The organism is Paracoccus laeviglucosivorans (assembly GCF_900182695.1).
Classification (GTDB): Bacteria; Pseudomonadota; Alphaproteobacteria; order Rhodobacterales; family Rhodobacteraceae; genus Paracoccus; species Paracoccus laeviglucosivorans.
Genome location: NZ_FXTK01000002.1, coordinates 155,813 through 171,399, shown reverse-complemented (window position 1 = coordinate 171,399; position 15,587 = coordinate 155,813). Strand labels below are relative to the sequence as shown.

Sequence of the window (15,587 nt, the reverse complement as noted above, 5' to 3'; positions counted from 1 at the left end):
CGGGGAGGGATGGACATGCGCGATATGCTGCGACGCGGGGTTCTGGCGCTTGCGCTGGCGATAGCCTTGCCGGGGGTGGGCATGGCACAGGGCTTGCGGGTATCGCCCGTCACGCTGGAAGTGCCCGCACCGGGGGCCGCGACCACGCTGACGATCCGCAACGAAGGACGCGAGCCCGTGACCGTGCAGTCCCGCGCCTTTCGCTGGACGCAGTATGGCGGGCGCGAGGCGTTGCAGCGCACCAATGCCGTCGTCGTCAGCCCGCCCGCCGTGCGTCTGCCGCCGGGGGCAACGCAGATCATCCGCGTCGTGCGCACGTCGAAATCCGCCGTGCGCGGCGAGGAGGCGTATCGCGTCATCGTCAACGAGGTGCCGGATCAAAGCCGCAGGCGCAGCGGCTCGGTCGCATTTGCGTCCGAGCTGCGCATCCCGGTGTTCTTTGTCGGGCGGGGCGCGCGCAATCCCGATGTGTCCTTTGCGGTGCGCAATTCCGGCGGCGCAGCGTGGCTGGTTGCACAGAACCGGGGCGACACGCGGCTGCGGCTGGCCGATGTGCAATTGGGTCCGGTGCGCCAGCCCGGTCTGGTGGGCTATGTGCTGGGCGGATCGACGATGCAATGGCCGGTGGCCCCTGCGGGTCGGGTCGGCAATGGTGCGCGGCTGCGGGCGGCGACGAATTTCGGGGCGCTTGATGCGCGGGTCGGTCGATAGGCCGGGGCGCCGACGACGCCGCGCCGCTTGCGTGCTGTTAGCCGGGGCGCTGCTTGCCCCGTCCGTTCCCGCCATGGCGCAGGACATTCCGCCGCCGCCCGCGCTTGGTCCGGCGGAACTGGCCGCGATCCCGGTGGCCGGGGGGACGGCTTCCGCGGGACCAGAGGGCGGGCGCGACCTTTACCTTGAGGTATTCGTCAACGGTCGCCCGATGAACCTGATCACCCGCTTTACCGATCTGGGCGACGGTGTGCTGTCCGCCGACGCTCAGGAATTGCGCAATAGCGGCGTGCTGCCCGATGGGGCCGCGACCAGCGGCGAGGTGCGGCTGGATCAGATCCCCGGCCTTGGCTGGCGCCTGATCGAGCCCGAGCAGACCATCCGCTTCATCGTCCCCGATGAATTGCTGGCGCCGCATATGCTGGACGGGGCAGGGGGCGCGGATGGGATGCTGGACGAAGACGGCCAGCCCGTCGCGCCGCAAGTCGATCACGGCTACGGGCTGGTGCTGAACTACGGCCTTAGCTTTGAGGGGTATCGCGCCAGCGGCGGCGAGATCGAGCGGACCAATTCCGGCAGTTTCGATGCGCGTATCTTCATGCCATTGGGGGCGCTGACGCATGGGTTTCTGGTCTATCAGGATCAGGGGCGGGATTACCGATACCGGCGGCTGGACACCTATTGGCGCAGCGCGTTTCCGGGGCGGCGGATGCAGGTGCAGCTTGGCGACATCGCCACGCGCGGGCCGGGCTGGTCGCGTCCCGTCCGGCTGGGCGGCGTGATGGTCGAACGCAATTTCGGCCTGCGCCCCGATCTGGTCACGCTGCCCCTGCCGGGGTTCGAGGGGAGCGCCGCGCTGCCCTCAAGCGTCGAGGTCTATTCCAATTCCATCCGCACCTATGCCGGCGAGGTGCCCGAGGGGCCGTTTGCGATCAACGACCTGCCGTTTTCCACCGGCTCGGGTGTGGCGCGGGTGGTCGTGCGCGACGTGACCGGACGTGAGACGGTGATGAACCTGCCGTTTCTGGTGTCGGACGAACTGCTGCGGCCCGGCACGGTCGATTTCGCGCTGTCCGCCGGGCGGCCGCGGCTGGGGATCGGGTCCGACAGCGACCGCTATGCCCCGGATGTTTATGGTGTGGGCACGCTGCGCGTGGGCGTCACCAACCGCTTGACGCTGATGGCCCATGCCGAGGGGGGCAAGGATCTGACCATGGGCGGGCTGGGCGCGACATTCGGCGTGGGCCATTGGGGCACGGCCAGCCTGAGCTTTGCGCAAAGCCGGTCGGACCGGCATGGCGACGGGCGTCTGGTCGATGCCTCGACCCAGCTTAGCCTTGGGCGGACGCAATTCTCGGCGCGGGTGACGCAAAGCAGTGGGCGATTTGCCGATGTCGCCTCGGTCACGGCGGATGCGGAACTGGTCGAGGACGAACTGGACGAATTTCCCAAGCATATCGCGCAGATGTCATTTTCCATGCCGCTGGGACCGGGCTGGGGCAACAGCGCCAGCGTCTTCTGGTCCGATGCCAGCTATCGCGGCGCGCCGGATGAAACCAGTTTCGGCGCAGCCTATAGTCAGCAGATCTGGGGCGACAGCAGCCTGACGGTCACGGCCATGTCGCTGCGCGGCGAATATAGCGATACGGTGGTGGGTGCGCAGGTCTATGTCCCCTTGGGGCGGCGGCGCGATGTCAGCGTGCTGGCCGAACGGCGCGACGGGCGGTTGCGGCAATACGTCTCGGCCAGCGGGCGGTCCGAGGATCGTATCCCCGGCTGGGAATGGCGCGTGCAGGCCGATCATGGCGAGGGTGCGAACCTGCAGGGCAGCATCGCGCGCGACGGCACGCTGGGCCGGGTCGAGGTGGGCGCGCGTCTGTCGGATAAAAGCAGCAGCGCGGGGCTGCGGCTGGACGGCTCGGTCGTGGCAGCGGGGGGCGGGGTGTTCCTGTCGCGCCGGATCGACGATGCCTTCGCCGTGGTCGATGCCGGTGCGCCGGGGGTCGAGGTCATGGCTGAGAACCGCCCCATCGGCAAGACGGGCCGTTCGGGCAAGATGCTGGTGCCGGACCTGCGGGCCTATGACGCGAACACGATCGCGATCGACCCGATGAACCTGCCGCTGGATGCCGCCGTCGGCACGACCGAGGAAATCGTGCGCCCCGCCCATCACGCGGGCGCCAAGGTCGATTTCGGGGTCGAAGGCAGCGCGCAGGAAGGCGTCATCGAATTGCTGAACCCCGACGGCACGCCGCTGGAGGTGGGCGGGCGCGTGCTGGTTAACGGGGTGGACGAAAACACGCTGGTCGGGTTCGATGGCGAGGTCTTTGCGCTTGGTCTGCAACCCCGCAATCAGGTTGCGGTCAGCTATCCCGACGGGCGGGCCTGCACGGCGAATTTCGACTATGCCGACGAGCCGGGAACCATCACCGAAATTCGCGGAGTGATCTGCCAATGATCCTGAAATCCATGATGCGCCTTATCCTGACGCTGGGCTTGTTCGTCATGTTCTGGGGCGGCGAGGCGCGGGCGCAAAGCTGCACCTTCAGCGCGACGGGGGTGAACTTCGGCGCGGTCGATGTGCTGGGAAGCTCGCCCAAGGATGCGGCGGGCAATATCGCCATCAGTTGCACGGCGTTTCTGGACCTTTTGTCCAGCATCGACATGCGCATCCATCTGGGCGACGGATCTGGCGGGGTCAGCGGCAGTCTGCGGCGGATGACGGGCACTGCAACCGGGTTGAATTACGATCTGTATCAGAATGCCGGTCGCACCACGGTCTTTGGCGGCACTTACGGGACGCATGGCGGCAGTTCGCTGCAACTGACGGGCAGCGGCGTGCTGAGCCTTTTGACCACGACCGGGGTCAATGTGCCGATCTATGGCCGCGTGCCTGCCGGGCAGAACACGGCGCTGCCGGGGAATTATCTGTCAAGCTTTACGCGCAATCCGCTGGATGTGCGGGTCGATTACCGCACATGCAGCCTGCTGCTGATCTGCACCAACCGCACTGCAAGTTTCAGCTTCAACGTGCAGGCGTTGGTCTCGGCCAATTGCCGGGTCGTTGCGGACGATCTGAATTTCGGAACGACCGGCTTTCTGGATCAGGCGGTCAATGGCGCAAGCGCGATGCGCGTCACCTGCACCAGCGGGTCCAGCTATCAGGTCGGCATCGGATATGGCCTGCATGGGACCAATGTGAACGATCGCCATATGCAAAGCCTGACGGGCCGGCGCATCGCATATCAGCTTTACCGCAACTCGGGGCGCAGTCAGACATGGGGTCTGCTGGCGGATGGGTTGACGGCGGCGGGCACCGGGACAGGGGCCACGCAGAACTATACGATCTTTGGGCGCGTGCCTGCGCAGACCACGCCGCCGCCCGGAACCTATGCAGATACGGTGGTGGTCACCGTGACCTATTGAGCGGGCGAAGTATTTCCGCGTCTCCGGGATGCAAGGAGCGAGCATCGGCGCTAGGATCGCGCAATGAGCCAGACGATTCCCCCCGCCGATGCCTTTCGCCCGCTGGACGACGACGAAGGTTTTGCCCCGCCGATGCTGGGGCCGCAGGATTGGCTGGCCGCACAGCGCGACGCGGCGGGGCCGTTGGCGCGCGCGGCCGCCGCTGTGGGGCGGCTGGACGCAACGATCGCGGCGCTGGCCCCGGATGCGCGGGACGGCGCGACCCGGCGGCTGGCGCTGATCGAACTGGAGGCGATGCTTTGGGCCCAGGGCACGCCCCTGCGCCGCGAGGAGATCGGTCGAGACGTGATGGAGGGTCGCGCGGGCACCGATCTTGAGGCGATGCGGCTGGCACGCTGGGGCCTGCGGCGGCTGGAGGGGCAGGGGACGCTGTCGGATCTGCGCGGCTTTCTGGGGCTTTACCGCAGCGATGGTATCGGGCTGGCCGAGCCGCTGGCCGCGCGTCCTGTGGGCGAGGCTTTCGATGCCGGGGCTGCGGAATTTCACGCGGCGGCTGGCGCGCTTGCGGGCATCGAGCCCGCTGCGCGCGCCCCCGCGCTGCGCGCGGCCTGGCGCCTGTGCGATTTGTCGGCCCCCGAATGTCTGGTCGAGCCTGCCTGCTGGACCGCGCGCGATATGGCCGAGGGCTGCGAGGTGCTGCGCTTCGTGCCGCTGGGACGCCACGGGCGGTCGGTCTGGATCGACGGAGGGGCCGCGCTGCCTCGGGTTCAGCGGCAGTTGCAGGCGGTGGAGCAAGGCGCGACGGATGCGCGGCGCGAATTGCGCCGCATTGCCGATTGGGCGATCCGCGCGCGGGATGCAGTGGCCGGGATCAAGGGCGACAACCCCGCCCGCGTGATCGCGGCCCTGGCCGCCCATCCCCTGATGACCACCGCCATGGTAGAGGAGGCGACCGCCACCAGCCGCGACACCGCCGAACGTCTGCTGGCCCGGATGCAGTCGATGGGTCTGATCCGTGAAATCACCGGCGCAAGGCGTTTCCGCCTTTGGACGGCGGGCGGCTAGCGGCGGGCGGTGATCCGGCCTATGTCTGCGGGCAAAGTTAAGGGGCAAGCGATGCGGCAGGACGGAATGGCGGGAACGCTGTGCGGGGCAATCGATCTGGGCGGCACCAAGATCGAGGCGCGGCTGTTCGACGCTGCGATGGCGCCGCTGGACCTGCACCGTGTCGCGACCCCGCGCGAGGATTTCGCGGCTTTCATGGTGGCGCTGGTCGGGCAGGTGCGCTGGCTTGAGGCGCAGGCGGGTGCGGCAAACCTGCCGGTCGCCATCTCGATCGCCGGGCTGATCGATCCGGTGACGGGGATCGCCACCGCGTCGAATATCCCGGTCACCGGCCGCAATCTGGGGGCCGAGCTGACCGCCGCGCTGGGGCGCCCGTTGCCGATGGTCAATGATTGCACGGCCTTTGCCTGGTCCGAGGCGCATGGCGGCGCAGGTGACGGGGCGCGGTCCGTCATGGGTCTGGTCATGGGCACGGGGGTCGGCGCGGGCCTTGTGCTGGACGGGCGCGTTCCACCGCGTCATGCCGGCATCTCGGTCGAGATCGGGCATCTGGGGATGCCGGGCCGGGCGCTGGCGCGACATGGGCTGCCCTTGTGGCGCTGTGGCTGCGGGCGGGACGGATGCCATGAAAACTACGTCTCGGGGACGGGGCTGCGGCGGATCGCGGAATGGGCGGGCTTGTCCGACCCCGATCCGGGCCGGGTCGCCGCGCGCGCGGGCGAAGACGCCGGGGCCGCGCGGGTCATGGAGATCTGGGCCGATCTGGCCGGAGAGATGCTTTACGCGGCGCAGTTGATGCTGGACCCCGAGGTGATCGTGCTGGGCGGCGGGCTCTCCAACATCGCCTGTCTGCCCGAGCGGCTGTCGGCATCGCTGCAACGGCTGCGGCTGGGCGATGCGCGGCTGCCCGCCATTCGCCGCGCGGTGCATGGCGACAGTTCCGGTGCGCGCGGGGCCGCGCTGATGGCGCGGATGGGGCTGGCATGCTGATTGCGGCAGAGCGGGTCTGGACCGGCGGGCGGTTGGTTCAGGGGCTGGCGGTCGAGGTGACGGACCGCGTGGCCGCACTGCGTCCGCTGGGCGGCGACACGCCCGATCTGCGCGTGGCGCTGCTGATGCCGGGCTGCACGGATTTGCAGGTGAATGGCGGCGGGGGCGTCCTGTTCAACGCCGATCCGACGCCGGAGGGGATCGCTGCGATTGCGGCGGCGCATCTGGGCCTTGGGACGGCGGCCATCCTGCCCACCGTCATCACCGACGCCCCCGAGGTGATAGAGGCTGCCGCGGATGCCGTCATCGCCTGTCATGGCGTGCCGGGCATCGCGGGCATCCATATCGAAGGCCCGCATATCGCCGTTGAGCGGCGGGGCACGCATGAGGCGCGTCACATCCGCCCCCTTGACGCGCGGACCATGGCGGTGCTGGCGCGGCTGCGCGGCGCGGGCGTGCCGGTGCTGCTGACGCTGGCGCCCGAGCTGGCGGACCCCGCATTGCTGCGGCAGGCGGCGGGGCTGGGGGTGGTGATCTCGGCCGGGCACAGCATGGCGGATGCGGCGCAGACGCGGGCGGGGCTGGCGGATGGGGTCGGCATGTTCACGCATCTTTACAACGCGATGCCGCAGATGAATTCGCGCGCGCCGGGGATCGTCGCGGCGGCGATCCTGTCGGATGCGTGGTGCGGGCTGATCGCCGACGGCATCCATGTCGCGCCCGAGATGCTGGCAATCGCCATGGCCGCGCGCCCGGTGGCGGATCGGTGCTTTCTGGTGTCCGATGCCATGCCAACGGTGGGTGGGCCGGATCGGTTTTCGCTATATGGCATGGAGATTGCCGTAAAGGACGGCGCATTGGTCAATCCGCAGGGCGCGCTGGCCGGGGCGCATGTCGATCTGCTGGAGAGTATGCGGCGGCTGATCGCGATGACCGGCGTGCCGCTGGAACGCGCGATTGCCATGGTGACAGACCTGCCGCGTCAGGCGATGCGGTTGCCTCCGTTGCAGATCGCGCCGGGGATGGCCGCCCGCGACCTGCTGGCATTGGACGACGCGCTGGGGATCGTGCGGTGGTGACGCCGGTATTCCTGCTGACCGGGTTTCTGGGCGCGGGCAAGACGACGCTGCTGAACCGGATGCTGACGCCCGACACGGCGCTGGTCATCAACGAATTCGGGCTGGTCGCGGTGGACCACGATCTGGTGCTGAAGGGTCGGGAACAGGCGGTCGTCACCTCGACCGGGTGCATCTGCTGCGCGGTGGGGGCGGATCTGCGCGGGTCTTTGGATGGGCTGCTTCATCTGCGGGCGCAGGGCGCGCAGTTCAGCCGCGTCATCGTGGAGACGACCGGGTTGGCCGATCCCGCCCCGATCATCAACAGCCTGATCCCCGGCGGGATGCCCGCCATGGGCCTGCGCGACCACACCGTTGCGCGGGCGTTCCGGCTGGCGGGGGTCATCACGGTTGTCGATCTGGACGGGTTGCAGGCGGCGCTGGCCCGCCCCGAGGTGCTGCGCCAGATTGCCATGGCCGATCATCTGGTGCTGCGGGGTGCCTTGGGCAATTGGCCGCAGCGGTTGCGGGCGATCAATCCGGGGGTGCAGATCCATGATGCCGGGACAGTCGATCCGGCGCGGCTGCTGCAGCCCGCCAGCTATCAGGCATTCGGCAAGGGCGCGGATGTCGGCGACTGGCTTCGGGCGGAAACGCATCTGCACGATCTGTCGGCGCTGAACCGGCATGGCGACGTGGTAGCCGTGCCGCTGGTGGGGGGTGTGCTGCCGGATGCGGCGTTTCAGGCGTTTCTGGACGGGGTGGCGGCGCTGCCGGGGATGCTGCGGATCAAGGGGCTGATCGCGACAGATGGCGATCCGCGCCCTTTGGTCGTGCATGGGGTGGGGCACAAGCTTTACCCCGGCATCCGCGCGGATCACTGGCCGGACGGGCAGGCCGGGACGCGGCTGGTCGTCATCGGTGCGGGTCTGGATGAGGACGCGCTGCGCAGGCGTTTTGCTGCGCTGACCGGGCCGCTGCCAGGCCTTGGTGGTTAAGCCCTTGGTCGCAGAAGCCGCGTTTGGGCTTTGGAGATCGCGGCAACTCGGGTGACCTTCCCCGGTAGGGAGAAGGAAAATGTCACATCTGGAACAAGTTGATGCGCAGGCGGTGGCGCGTCTGGCGGCTGGCGTGGCGCAGGGCCTTGTCGGGCATGAACGACTGGCCGAACGGCTGGTGATCGCGTTGCTGGCCGGGGGGCATGTCCTGTTGGAAGGGCCGCCGGGCATCGCCAAGACCCGCGCCGTCAAGCGCCTTGCGGCCAGCCTGTCGGGCAGTCACGCGCGCATTCAGTCGACGCCGGATCTGCTGCCTTCGGACCTGACGGGGACGCAGGTGTTCCGCGCCGACAGCGGCGGGTTCGATTTCGTGCCGGGGCCGATCTTTCATTCGCTGGTGCTGGTCGATGAAATCAACCGCGCGCCGCCCAAGGTGCAATCCGCCCTGCTGGAGGCGATGGCCGAAAATCAGGTGACGACCGGCGGCACGACGCGCCCGCTGCCCGATCCCTTCATGGTCGTGGCCACCCAGAACCCCATCGAACACGAAGGCACCTTTCCGCTGCCCGAGGCGCAGATGGACCGCTTCCTGCTGCATCTGTCGCTGGACCTGCCCGATGCGACGGCGGAACGCGGCATCCTTGATTTGGTCGAGGCCGAGGCGCTTGCCCCGGTCGCAGCACCCATGGGGCTGGTCACGGATGCACAGATCCATGAGGCCAAGCGGCAGGTGGCAGGGGTGCATCTTGCGCCTGCGTTGAAGGATTTCATCGTGCGGCTGGTCATGGCCACGCGGGCGGGCGGCGCGGTGCATGAATGGGTGGAGCATCCGGTATCTCCGCGCGGGACGCTGGCCTTGGCGGCGGCGGTCCGGGCGCGGGCATGGATGGCGGGGCGCGACCACGGCCTGCCCGAAGATGCCGAGGAACTGGCCGAGGATGCACTGGCCCATCGTCTGATCCCAAGCTGGCAGGCGCAGGGCGAAGGCCGCACGGGTCGCAGCCTGATTGCCTACGCGCTGCGCGAGGTGCGGCCTTGGTGATCCTGCAGGCGTTGGATCAACCCGGCCTGCGCCTGACGGTGGCAGAGTTGATGGCGCTGCGCCCGCCCGCCCGGATGCAGCGCCAGCGGCCCGCCAGCCGTCGCCCCGGCGCTATTCCGGCGCGGGTGGCGGGGCAGGGGATGGACCTGCGCGAAATCCGGGCCTTTACCGAAGGCGATGACCTGCGCCGCATCGACCCTGCCGCCACCGCGCGGACCGGACAGTTGCATGTGCGCAGCTTCCACGAGGATCGTGACGACAGCACGCTGCTGATCGCCGATTTCCGCCACGCGATGCTGTGGGGCACGGGCGCGGCGCTGCGATCCGTTCGCGCCGCACGGCATCTGGCGATGCTGGGGTGGCGGGCGGTGGGCCGCGGCGGCTCGGTCGGGGTGCTGGTGGTGGGGGATGACGCGCCGCTTGCGCTGAATGCGGCGTCGGGCGCGGCGCAGATGCAGGCGATTGCGGTCGCCATGGCGCGCGGCCATGACGCGGCGCTGATGCGGCGTCGCGCGGTGGCGACGCTGGTCCCGGCATTGGCGCAGGCGGTACGGATGGTCCCGCCCGGCGGGCGCGTGCATCTGGCGACCGGACCCGAGGGGCTGACGGGTGCCGATGCCGCCCTGACGCGGCTGGCCCAGGGTCGAAGGCTTGAGGTGCATGTGCTGCTGGACCCCGCCGAGATCGCGCCGCCCGCCGCCGCATTGGCGGTCAGCGACGGCACGCATAGCCGTCATGGGCGGTTGTCGGCATTCGATCCGCAGCCCTTGCTGAGCCATCTGCGCATATTGGGCGCGCATCCCGATCTGGTGTCTGGCGATGACGCCGGATGAGCTGATGGCCGGGTTGGCCCCCAGTCGATTGCCGCCGACGATGCTGGCGCCCGGCTGGCCGGAATATCTGGCGCTGCTGGGACTGGGCCTGCTGGCCGGGGTGGTGCTGGTGGCGCTGATGCGGCCATTCCTGCGCCGCCGCCTGTCGCGGGCCGAACGGATCCGCCAGACGCGCGGCCTGCCTGCGCAGGAACGGATATTGGCCATCGCCCGCATCCTTGGCCGCCTGCCTGAATCCTTGCGCCCTGCCGCCTACGGCGCAGTCCCGCCACCGCCCGACGCCGAGATCGAGCGCATCGCAAGGCGGGGGCGCTGATGGGCTTCGCATTCCCGCTGGCCCTCCTGCTGCTGCCTTTGCCGCTGCTGATGCGGCTGCTGCCTCCGGCTGCGGCCAAGGGGGGGCTGGTCGTGCCGCCTCAGGTCTTTGGCGGGACGGTGGGCAGTGCGGGGCGCGGGGGCTGGGTGATCCCGGCTTTGGCTTGGGGGCTGTTGGTGCTGGCGCTTGCGGGGCCGCAGGTGGATCGGCAATCCGCGCTGCTGCCCGCATCGGGGCGCGACATCGTGCTGGCGATCGACCTGTCGGGCAGTATGGAGAAGCAGGATTTCAGTCTGGACGGTCAGCCCATCTCGCGGCTTGATGCGGTCAAGCGGGTGGCGGGCGCGTTCGTCGCGGCGCGCAAGGGCGACCGGATCGGGTTGGTGGTGTTTGGCGACCGCGCCTATTTCGCGCAGCCGGTGACGTTTGACGTGGCCGCCGTGGCGCGTGCCATTGATGAGGCGCAGATCGGCATCTCTGGCCGTGCCACCGCGATTTCCGACGGGCTGGGGCTGGCGATGCGGCGGTTGGTGAACAGCGATGCGCCGACGCGCGTGGTGGTGTTGCTGTCGGACGGCGTGCCGACATCTGGAAAGGTCGGCGCGGTTGATGCGGCGCGGTTGGCTGCGACGCATGGCATCCGGGTGCATACCATCGCGCTGGGTCCGGCGGATCTGGAGAACCAGCCGAAGACCCGCGATGCCGTGGATGCCAAGATGCTGCGCGAGGTGGCCGAGGCCTCGGGTGGGACCAGTTTCCGCGTGCGGGGCATGGCGGATTTGCAAGGGATGGCCGCGACGTTGGACGCGCTGGAGCCGAACCCCGGCGACCGTCCGCCTTTGCGGTTCTGGCAATCGCTTTGGGTCTGGCCCGCCGTGCTGGCGCTGGCCCTGCTGGCGTTGATGGGTTGGAGGCGCGGATGATCCTGCTGCGTCCATGGTGGCTTTTGGCGCTGCCCGTGCTGGCCCTTGCGGCTTGGGCGCTGTGGCGGCGGGGGCCGGATGCGGGCGGCTGGCAGGGGGTTCTATCACCCGCGATGCTGGCGGGGCTGGCCGCTTTGGGACAGGTCCGCGCCGCGCCGGGCTGGCTGCGGCTGCTGCCACTGGGCGGGGCTTTGGCGCTGGTCCTGGGCCTGTCGGGACCGGCATTGCCGCGTGGCGATGCGCCGGTTTTCGCGCAGAACGATGCGGTGGTGATCGCGCTGGACATGTCGGGATCGGTGGTGCGTGGCGGTCTGGCCGATGCGCAGGCGGGGGCCGCGCAGATCATGGCCGGATTGCCGGGGCGTCCGGTGGGCCTGATCCTTTATGCGGGCGAAGCCTATAGCGCGGCTGCCCCCACCGCCGATCCGCGCGTGCTGGAAAGCCTGCTGTCGGTTCTGGATGCCGAGACGATGCCGGACCGTTCCAGCAGTCCCTCGGCCGCGCTGGCGCTTGCGGGGCAGATGCTGACGGGGTTGCAGCGGGCTGATCTGGTCGTGATCTCGGACGGGGGCGGGGTCGATGCGGCGACCGTGGCCGAGGCGCAGCGGCTGCGTGATGCTGGCGTGCGCGTGCAGGCGCTAAGCGTGACGGGCGATCCGCCGGGGGACGCCGCGGCGCTGTCGCGCATTGCTGACCGCGTGGCCCCTGCGACCGCGCCGGGGCCGGTGGTGGCGGCGCTGTCGCGTTCGGCGGTGGACCGCGATCCGGCGATGGTAGCGTTGCAACATCGCGACCTCGGGCCTTGGATCGCGGCTTTTGCGCTGATCCCGCTGCTGTGGCAATTTCGGAGGCAGGCATGAAATGGCTGCTGGTCCTTGCCGCCCTGCTGCTGGCCTTGGCCGGGCCGCAGGCATGGGGGCGGGTGGCGCTTTGGGCGGGCTTGCCGGGGGTTGCGGGGCATCTGCTTTCGGACCCGGCAGAGCGCGGCGTGGCGCTGTATCGGACGGGCGATTATGCCGGGGCGGATGCGGAATTTGCAGCGGCGGGGCGGACGCAAACCTATAACCGCGGTCTGTCGTTGGCGGGGATGGGGCAATATCCGCTGTCGCGCGCCTATTTCGATGCGGTGCTGTTTGCCAACCCGACCGACGCGCAGGCGCGGGCGAACCGCGATGCGGTGAACGCGCTGATACCGCCCGACACGGGCGACAGCATCGTGCCGGGGCGCATCGCGGGCGCAGGTGGGCTTGGGCCTGCGGGTCCAACGCCGATGACCACATCGGGCGTTTTGATGATAAACTGGAAACGCGACGTCGAGGCGCGCGGCATTGCCGCCAGCGACGACTGGCTGGCCACCTTGTCCGACGATCCCGGCGAATTTCTGAAACTGCGACTGAAGGCCGAATATGACCGTCGGGCGGCGCTTGGGCTGATCCGGCCTGCGGAGGGCGAACCATGGTAAGGTTGCTGCTTTTGCTGATCTTTCTGGCCACGCCCGCTGCGGCGCAGGACAGTCTGCGGATCGTTCTGCCCGAAGGTGCCCGGCCCGTGGTGGGCGAGATGATCCGCATCAAAATACGCGGCGAATATACCGGCTTCGTCGCGCTGGAGGAGATGAAGTTTCCCGACTCACCCGCCTATGACTGGATGCAGCTTTTGCCCGACGACTGGCGACAGGAGCGCGTGAACGGCCTGTCGCGCCAGATCTTTGAGCGTGAGATCGCGGTCTTTCCGCGCCAGCCCGGCAATCTGGTGATCGGCCCGGTGACGCATCATCTGACCAAGGCCGACGGGGCCAAACGCAGCGAGGTGGCGGTGGCCGCCCCTTCGGTCGCGATACCGATCACGCCTTATCCAGCACCGGGACTGCCCTTGGCCGCGCGCAATCTGAAGGTCACGGATGAACTGTCTGGCGACCCCGCAAGGATCCGCGACAATGAAACGATCCAGCGCCGCATCACCATCACCGCCGAAAACACCATGGCCCATTTCCTGCCGCCGCGCCCCGATCTGCGGGAAAAATGGCTGATCAGCTTCACCTCGCCCGAGATTCGGGAAACGCGGCTGACGGAAAAGGGGCCGCTGGCCTATGTGCAATGGGAATGGAGCCTGCGGCCCATCACCGGCGAACAGGGCACGCTGCCTCCGATGCGGTTTGCGTGGTTCGATCTGGCCAAGCGCGAATTGCGCGGCGCGATCACGCCGCCCATCGTTTTCGGCTATGGGCATGTCGGCGCGAATGTGGGCGGTGCCGCGAAACTTCCGGGCAGCTGGCTGGGCATCGCAGCGGTGCTGATCGGGCTGGTCTTTGCCGTTGTGCTGGCGCTGCGCGGACAGGGCTTTGCAGGGCCGGACTGGCGGCGCTGGTTGCCCAATCCCCACGGCGCGGCGCTGCGCAGGGCGGCAGCCGGGACGGACCTGATGGCGCTGCGGCGCGCGGCGCAGGACTATGCCGGACATGCGCGGCGGGTGGGGCGGACCGTCGATCCGGTGGCCCTGCAGCGGCTGGACCGGGCGATCTTTTCGACCGAAGGCGGCGATCTGGACCGCCGCCTTTTCCTGCGCGATATGATGCGGGGCTAGGCCTTTGGCCTAATGCGCCGCATCCACCGCGATATGTTCGCCGTCGCGGTCGGCATAGCTGTAACCCTTGGGTGCCAGCAGATAGTAGAAGACCGCCCCAAGTCCCGCCGCAATGAACCACGAGAACTGCGACAGCGCGTGCAGTCCCGGCACAAAGGCGAATGCCAGCGAGATCAGCGCAGAGGGCACCAGCGCCTTGATCGCGACCGGGTTGATGCCGTTGACATAGTGATAGGGCCCCTTGGGGTCGTCGCTGTAAAGCGCGGGCACATCGACCTGCGCACGGCGGATCAGCCAGTAATCAGCCATGACGATGCCGAACAGCGGGCCAAGAAACGCACCCAGACCACCCAGGAAATAGACGATGACGATGGGCGAGTTGTAAAGGTTCCACGGCAGGATCACGAAGCCGATCACGGCGCTGACCACGGCGGCGCGACGAAAGTTCAGTCGCTGCGGCATCAGGTTCGCCAGTGCGAATGCGGGTGCCACGAAATTCGCCATCAGGTTCACGGCGATGGTCAGGATCAGCAGCGACAGGCTTGCCAGCACCAAAAGGAAGGTATTGGGGATTTTCTGGACCACATCGGTCGGCGAATGGATCAGCGTGCCGTCGATGGAAAGCTGCCCGCCGCATAAAACGACCGCGATGATGCCGAACAGCAGCATATTGATCGGGATGCCCCAGAAATTGCCGCGCACCACCGCCGCGCGGCAGGTCGCGCCGCGGGTAAAGTCGCAGAAGTTCAGAACGAACGTGCCATAGATCGCGACCCAAAGCGACGCGGCGCCCAGAATCTGCGCCCACATCGCCCCTCCGGTCAACGGCTCGGGCGCGGTCCATGTGATGCGCCCGCCAGCCGAGAACCAGACCCATGACGCGATGGCGATGAAGCTGACAAGGATCACCGGGCCGGCAAACACCTCGTATTTGCGGATGCTTTCCATGCCGTAGCAGGCGATGACGACCTGCACGATCCACAGGATGGAAAAGCTGATCCAGCCCAGATGCGACAGACCCAGCAGCTGGGTGTCCGCCAAAGGCGCAAAGCCCGGATGCAGCGCGATCAGCAGCACGTCCAGCACCATAGACGCCAGATAGGTCTGGATGCCGAACCATACGATGGCGACGCCGCCCCGGATCAGGGCGGGGATCTGTGCGCCGCGCGTGCCAAAGCTGATGCGGCTCATGACCGGGAAGGGGACGCCCGTCTTGATGCCCATAAAGCCCGAAAGCGTCAGCAGCACGAACAGGAACACCGCGCCGAACATCAGCGCCAGCAGGATCTGCCACGCGCCAAGCCCAAGCGCGAACAGCCCGATCACAAAGGAATAGTTGCCAAGGCTGTGCACGTCATTGGCCCACAGCGCGAAGATGGAATAGGCGTTCCACGTCCGGCCCTTTTGCCGCGTGGGCGCAAGGTCGCGGTTGTAAAGGCCGGGCGCGCAGTCATGCGGCAGCCGCTCCTCCAACGCGATGGAACCCGTCTGGGCGTCGGTCATCATTGGCCGCCCCCTTGTCTGTCGAAAGTCATGGTGAACCCTCCCGTTTCCATGCTTGCGACCGGCGGACCCTCCATCCGGCGGCCTTGGCCCTTGCCTGGGCTTGTGCGTAAAATGTTAGATGACATATTTTCTACGGGTC

At 68.3% G+C, this 15,587-nt stretch carries 15 protein-coding genes; 14 read left to right on the top strand and 1 reads right to left on the bottom strand.

The window, feature by feature from the left end; translation table 11 throughout:
- Positions 1 to 15 precede the first annotated feature (15 nt).
- From FN835_RS02935 to FN835_RS02870, 14 genes are all read left to right on the top strand, one after another.
- Positions 16 to 711 (top strand): fimbrial biogenesis chaperone, encoded by a 696-nt coding sequence (locus FN835_RS02935; RefSeq protein ID WP_185958561.1) that lies wholly within the window; start codon positions 16 to 18, stop codon positions 709 to 711.
- A 73-nt stretch (positions 712 to 784) separates the two neighbouring features.
- Positions 785 to 3,169 carry a fimbria/pilus outer membrane usher protein gene (locus FN835_RS02930; RefSeq protein ID WP_185958560.1) on the top strand — a complete coding sequence of 795 codons (2,385 nt, stop codon included), beginning with the start codon at positions 785 to 787 and terminating at the stop codon, positions 3,167 to 3,169.
- On the top strand, positions 3,166 to 4,137 hold the full coding sequence (locus FN835_RS02925; RefSeq protein WP_142661702.1) for a Csu type fimbrial protein: 972 nt from the start codon (positions 3,166 to 3,168) through the stop codon (positions 4,135 to 4,137). Before FN835_RS02930 ends, FN835_RS02925 begins: the two co-directional genes overlap by 4 nt.
- A 63-nt stretch (positions 4,138 to 4,200) precedes the next feature.
- A complete protein-coding gene (locus FN835_RS02920; RefSeq protein ID WP_221930385.1) occupies positions 4,201 to 5,202 on the top strand; it encodes a MarR family transcriptional regulator in 1,002 nt (333 codons plus the stop codon).
- Positions 5,203 to 5,253: 51 nt separating this feature from the next.
- A complete protein-coding gene (locus FN835_RS02915; RefSeq protein ID WP_246098637.1) occupies positions 5,254 to 6,192 on the top strand; it encodes an ROK family protein in 939 nt (312 codons plus the stop codon).
- On the top strand, positions 6,186 to 7,271 hold the full coding sequence (locus tag FN835_RS02910; protein WP_142661701.1) for an N-acetylglucosamine-6-phosphate deacetylase: 1,086 nt from the start codon (positions 6,186 to 6,188) through the stop codon (positions 7,269 to 7,271). Before FN835_RS02915 ends, FN835_RS02910 begins: the two co-directional genes overlap by 7 nt.
- A complete protein-coding gene (locus FN835_RS02905) occupies positions 7,268 to 8,245 on the top strand; it encodes a CobW family GTP-binding protein (RefSeq protein ID WP_185958559.1) in 978 nt (325 codons plus the stop codon). Before FN835_RS02910 ends, FN835_RS02905 begins: the two co-directional genes overlap by 4 nt.
- Before the next feature lie 79 nt (positions 8,246 to 8,324).
- A complete protein-coding gene (locus FN835_RS02900) occupies positions 8,325 to 9,287 on the top strand; it encodes an AAA family ATPase (protein ID WP_142661699.1) in 963 nt (320 codons plus the stop codon).
- Positions 9,284 to 10,120: a DUF58 domain-containing protein gene (locus FN835_RS02895; RefSeq protein ID WP_246098645.1), complete on the top strand. Its 837-nt coding sequence runs from the start codon at positions 9,284 to 9,286 to the stop codon at positions 10,118 to 10,120. Before FN835_RS02900 ends, FN835_RS02895 begins: the two co-directional genes overlap by 4 nt.
- A complete protein-coding gene (locus FN835_RS02890; protein ID WP_142661698.1) occupies positions 10,107 to 10,436 on the top strand; it encodes a hypothetical protein in 330 nt (109 codons plus the stop codon). The genes FN835_RS02895 and FN835_RS02890 overlap by 14 nt, the downstream gene beginning before the upstream one ends.
- The gene (locus FN835_RS02885; protein ID WP_142661697.1) at positions 10,436 to 11,359 is read left to right on the top strand and encodes a VWA domain-containing protein; all 924 of its coding nucleotides are present in this window, start codon (positions 10,436 to 10,438) and stop codon (positions 11,357 to 11,359) included. The genes FN835_RS02890 and FN835_RS02885 overlap by 1 nt, the downstream gene beginning before the upstream one ends.
- Positions 11,356 to 12,219 (top strand): VWA domain-containing protein, encoded by an 864-nt coding sequence (locus tag FN835_RS02880; protein ID WP_142661696.1) that lies wholly within the window; start codon positions 11,356 to 11,358, stop codon positions 12,217 to 12,219. The genes FN835_RS02885 and FN835_RS02880 overlap by 4 nt, the downstream gene beginning before the upstream one ends.
- Positions 12,216 to 12,821 (top strand): hypothetical protein, encoded by a 606-nt coding sequence (locus FN835_RS02875; protein ID WP_142661695.1) that lies wholly within the window; start codon positions 12,216 to 12,218, stop codon positions 12,819 to 12,821. Before FN835_RS02880 ends, FN835_RS02875 begins: the two co-directional genes overlap by 4 nt.
- Entirely contained in the window at positions 12,815 to 13,942 is a 1,128-nt protein-coding gene (locus tag FN835_RS02870) for a BatD family protein (RefSeq protein ID WP_142661694.1), read from the top strand. The genes FN835_RS02875 and FN835_RS02870 overlap by 7 nt, the downstream gene beginning before the upstream one ends.
- 9 nt (positions 13,943 to 13,951) lie before the next feature.
- Here the strand turns inward: FN835_RS02870 and FN835_RS02865 are convergent, their stop codons facing one another.
- On the bottom strand, positions 13,952 to 15,448 hold the full coding sequence (locus tag FN835_RS02865) for an NCS1 family nucleobase:cation symporter-1 (RefSeq protein ID WP_142661693.1): 1,497 nt from the start codon (positions 15,446 to 15,448) through the stop codon (positions 13,952 to 13,954).
- Positions 15,449 to 15,587: the final 139 nt, after the last annotated feature.

What these genes read in the sequence shown, in the direction of transcription:
- FN835_RS02935 (WP_185958561.1), top strand. Translation starts at nt 16, where the DNA reads ATGCGCGATATGCTGCGACGCGGGGTTCTGGCGCTTGCGCTGGCGATA.
- FN835_RS02930 (WP_185958560.1), top strand. Translation starts at nt 785, where the DNA reads ATGGCGCAGGACATTCCGCCGCCGCCCGCGCTTGGTCCGGCGGAACTG.
- FN835_RS02925 (WP_142661702.1), top strand. Translation starts at nt 3,166, where the DNA reads ATGATCCTGAAATCCATGATGCGCCTTATCCTGACGCTGGGCTTGTTC.
- FN835_RS02920 (WP_221930385.1), top strand. Translation starts at nt 4,201, where the DNA reads ATGAGCCAGACGATTCCCCCCGCCGATGCCTTTCGCCCGCTGGACGAC.
- FN835_RS02915 (WP_246098637.1), top strand. Translation starts at nt 5,254, where the DNA reads ATGCGGCAGGACGGAATGGCGGGAACGCTGTGCGGGGCAATCGATCTG.
- FN835_RS02910 (WP_142661701.1), top strand. Translation starts at nt 6,186, where the DNA reads ATGCTGATTGCGGCAGAGCGGGTCTGGACCGGCGGGCGGTTGGTTCAG.
- FN835_RS02900 (WP_142661699.1), top strand. Translation starts at nt 8,325, where the DNA reads ATGTCACATCTGGAACAAGTTGATGCGCAGGCGGTGGCGCGTCTGGCG.
- FN835_RS02890 (WP_142661698.1), top strand. Translation starts at nt 10,107, where the DNA reads ATGACGCCGGATGAGCTGATGGCCGGGTTGGCCCCCAGTCGATTGCCG.
- FN835_RS02885 (WP_142661697.1), top strand. Translation starts at nt 10,436, where the DNA reads ATGGGCTTCGCATTCCCGCTGGCCCTCCTGCTGCTGCCTTTGCCGCTG.
- FN835_RS02880 (WP_142661696.1), top strand. Translation starts at nt 11,356, where the DNA reads ATGATCCTGCTGCGTCCATGGTGGCTTTTGGCGCTGCCCGTGCTGGCC.
- FN835_RS02875 (WP_142661695.1), top strand. Translation starts at nt 12,216, where the DNA reads ATGAAATGGCTGCTGGTCCTTGCCGCCCTGCTGCTGGCCTTGGCCGGG.
- FN835_RS02870 (WP_142661694.1), top strand. Translation starts at nt 12,815, where the DNA reads ATGGTAAGGTTGCTGCTTTTGCTGATCTTTCTGGCCACGCCCGCTGCG.
- FN835_RS02865 (WP_142661693.1), bottom strand. Translation starts at nt 15,448, where the DNA reads ATGATGACCGACGCCCAGACGGGTTCCATCGCGTTGGAGGAGCGGCTG.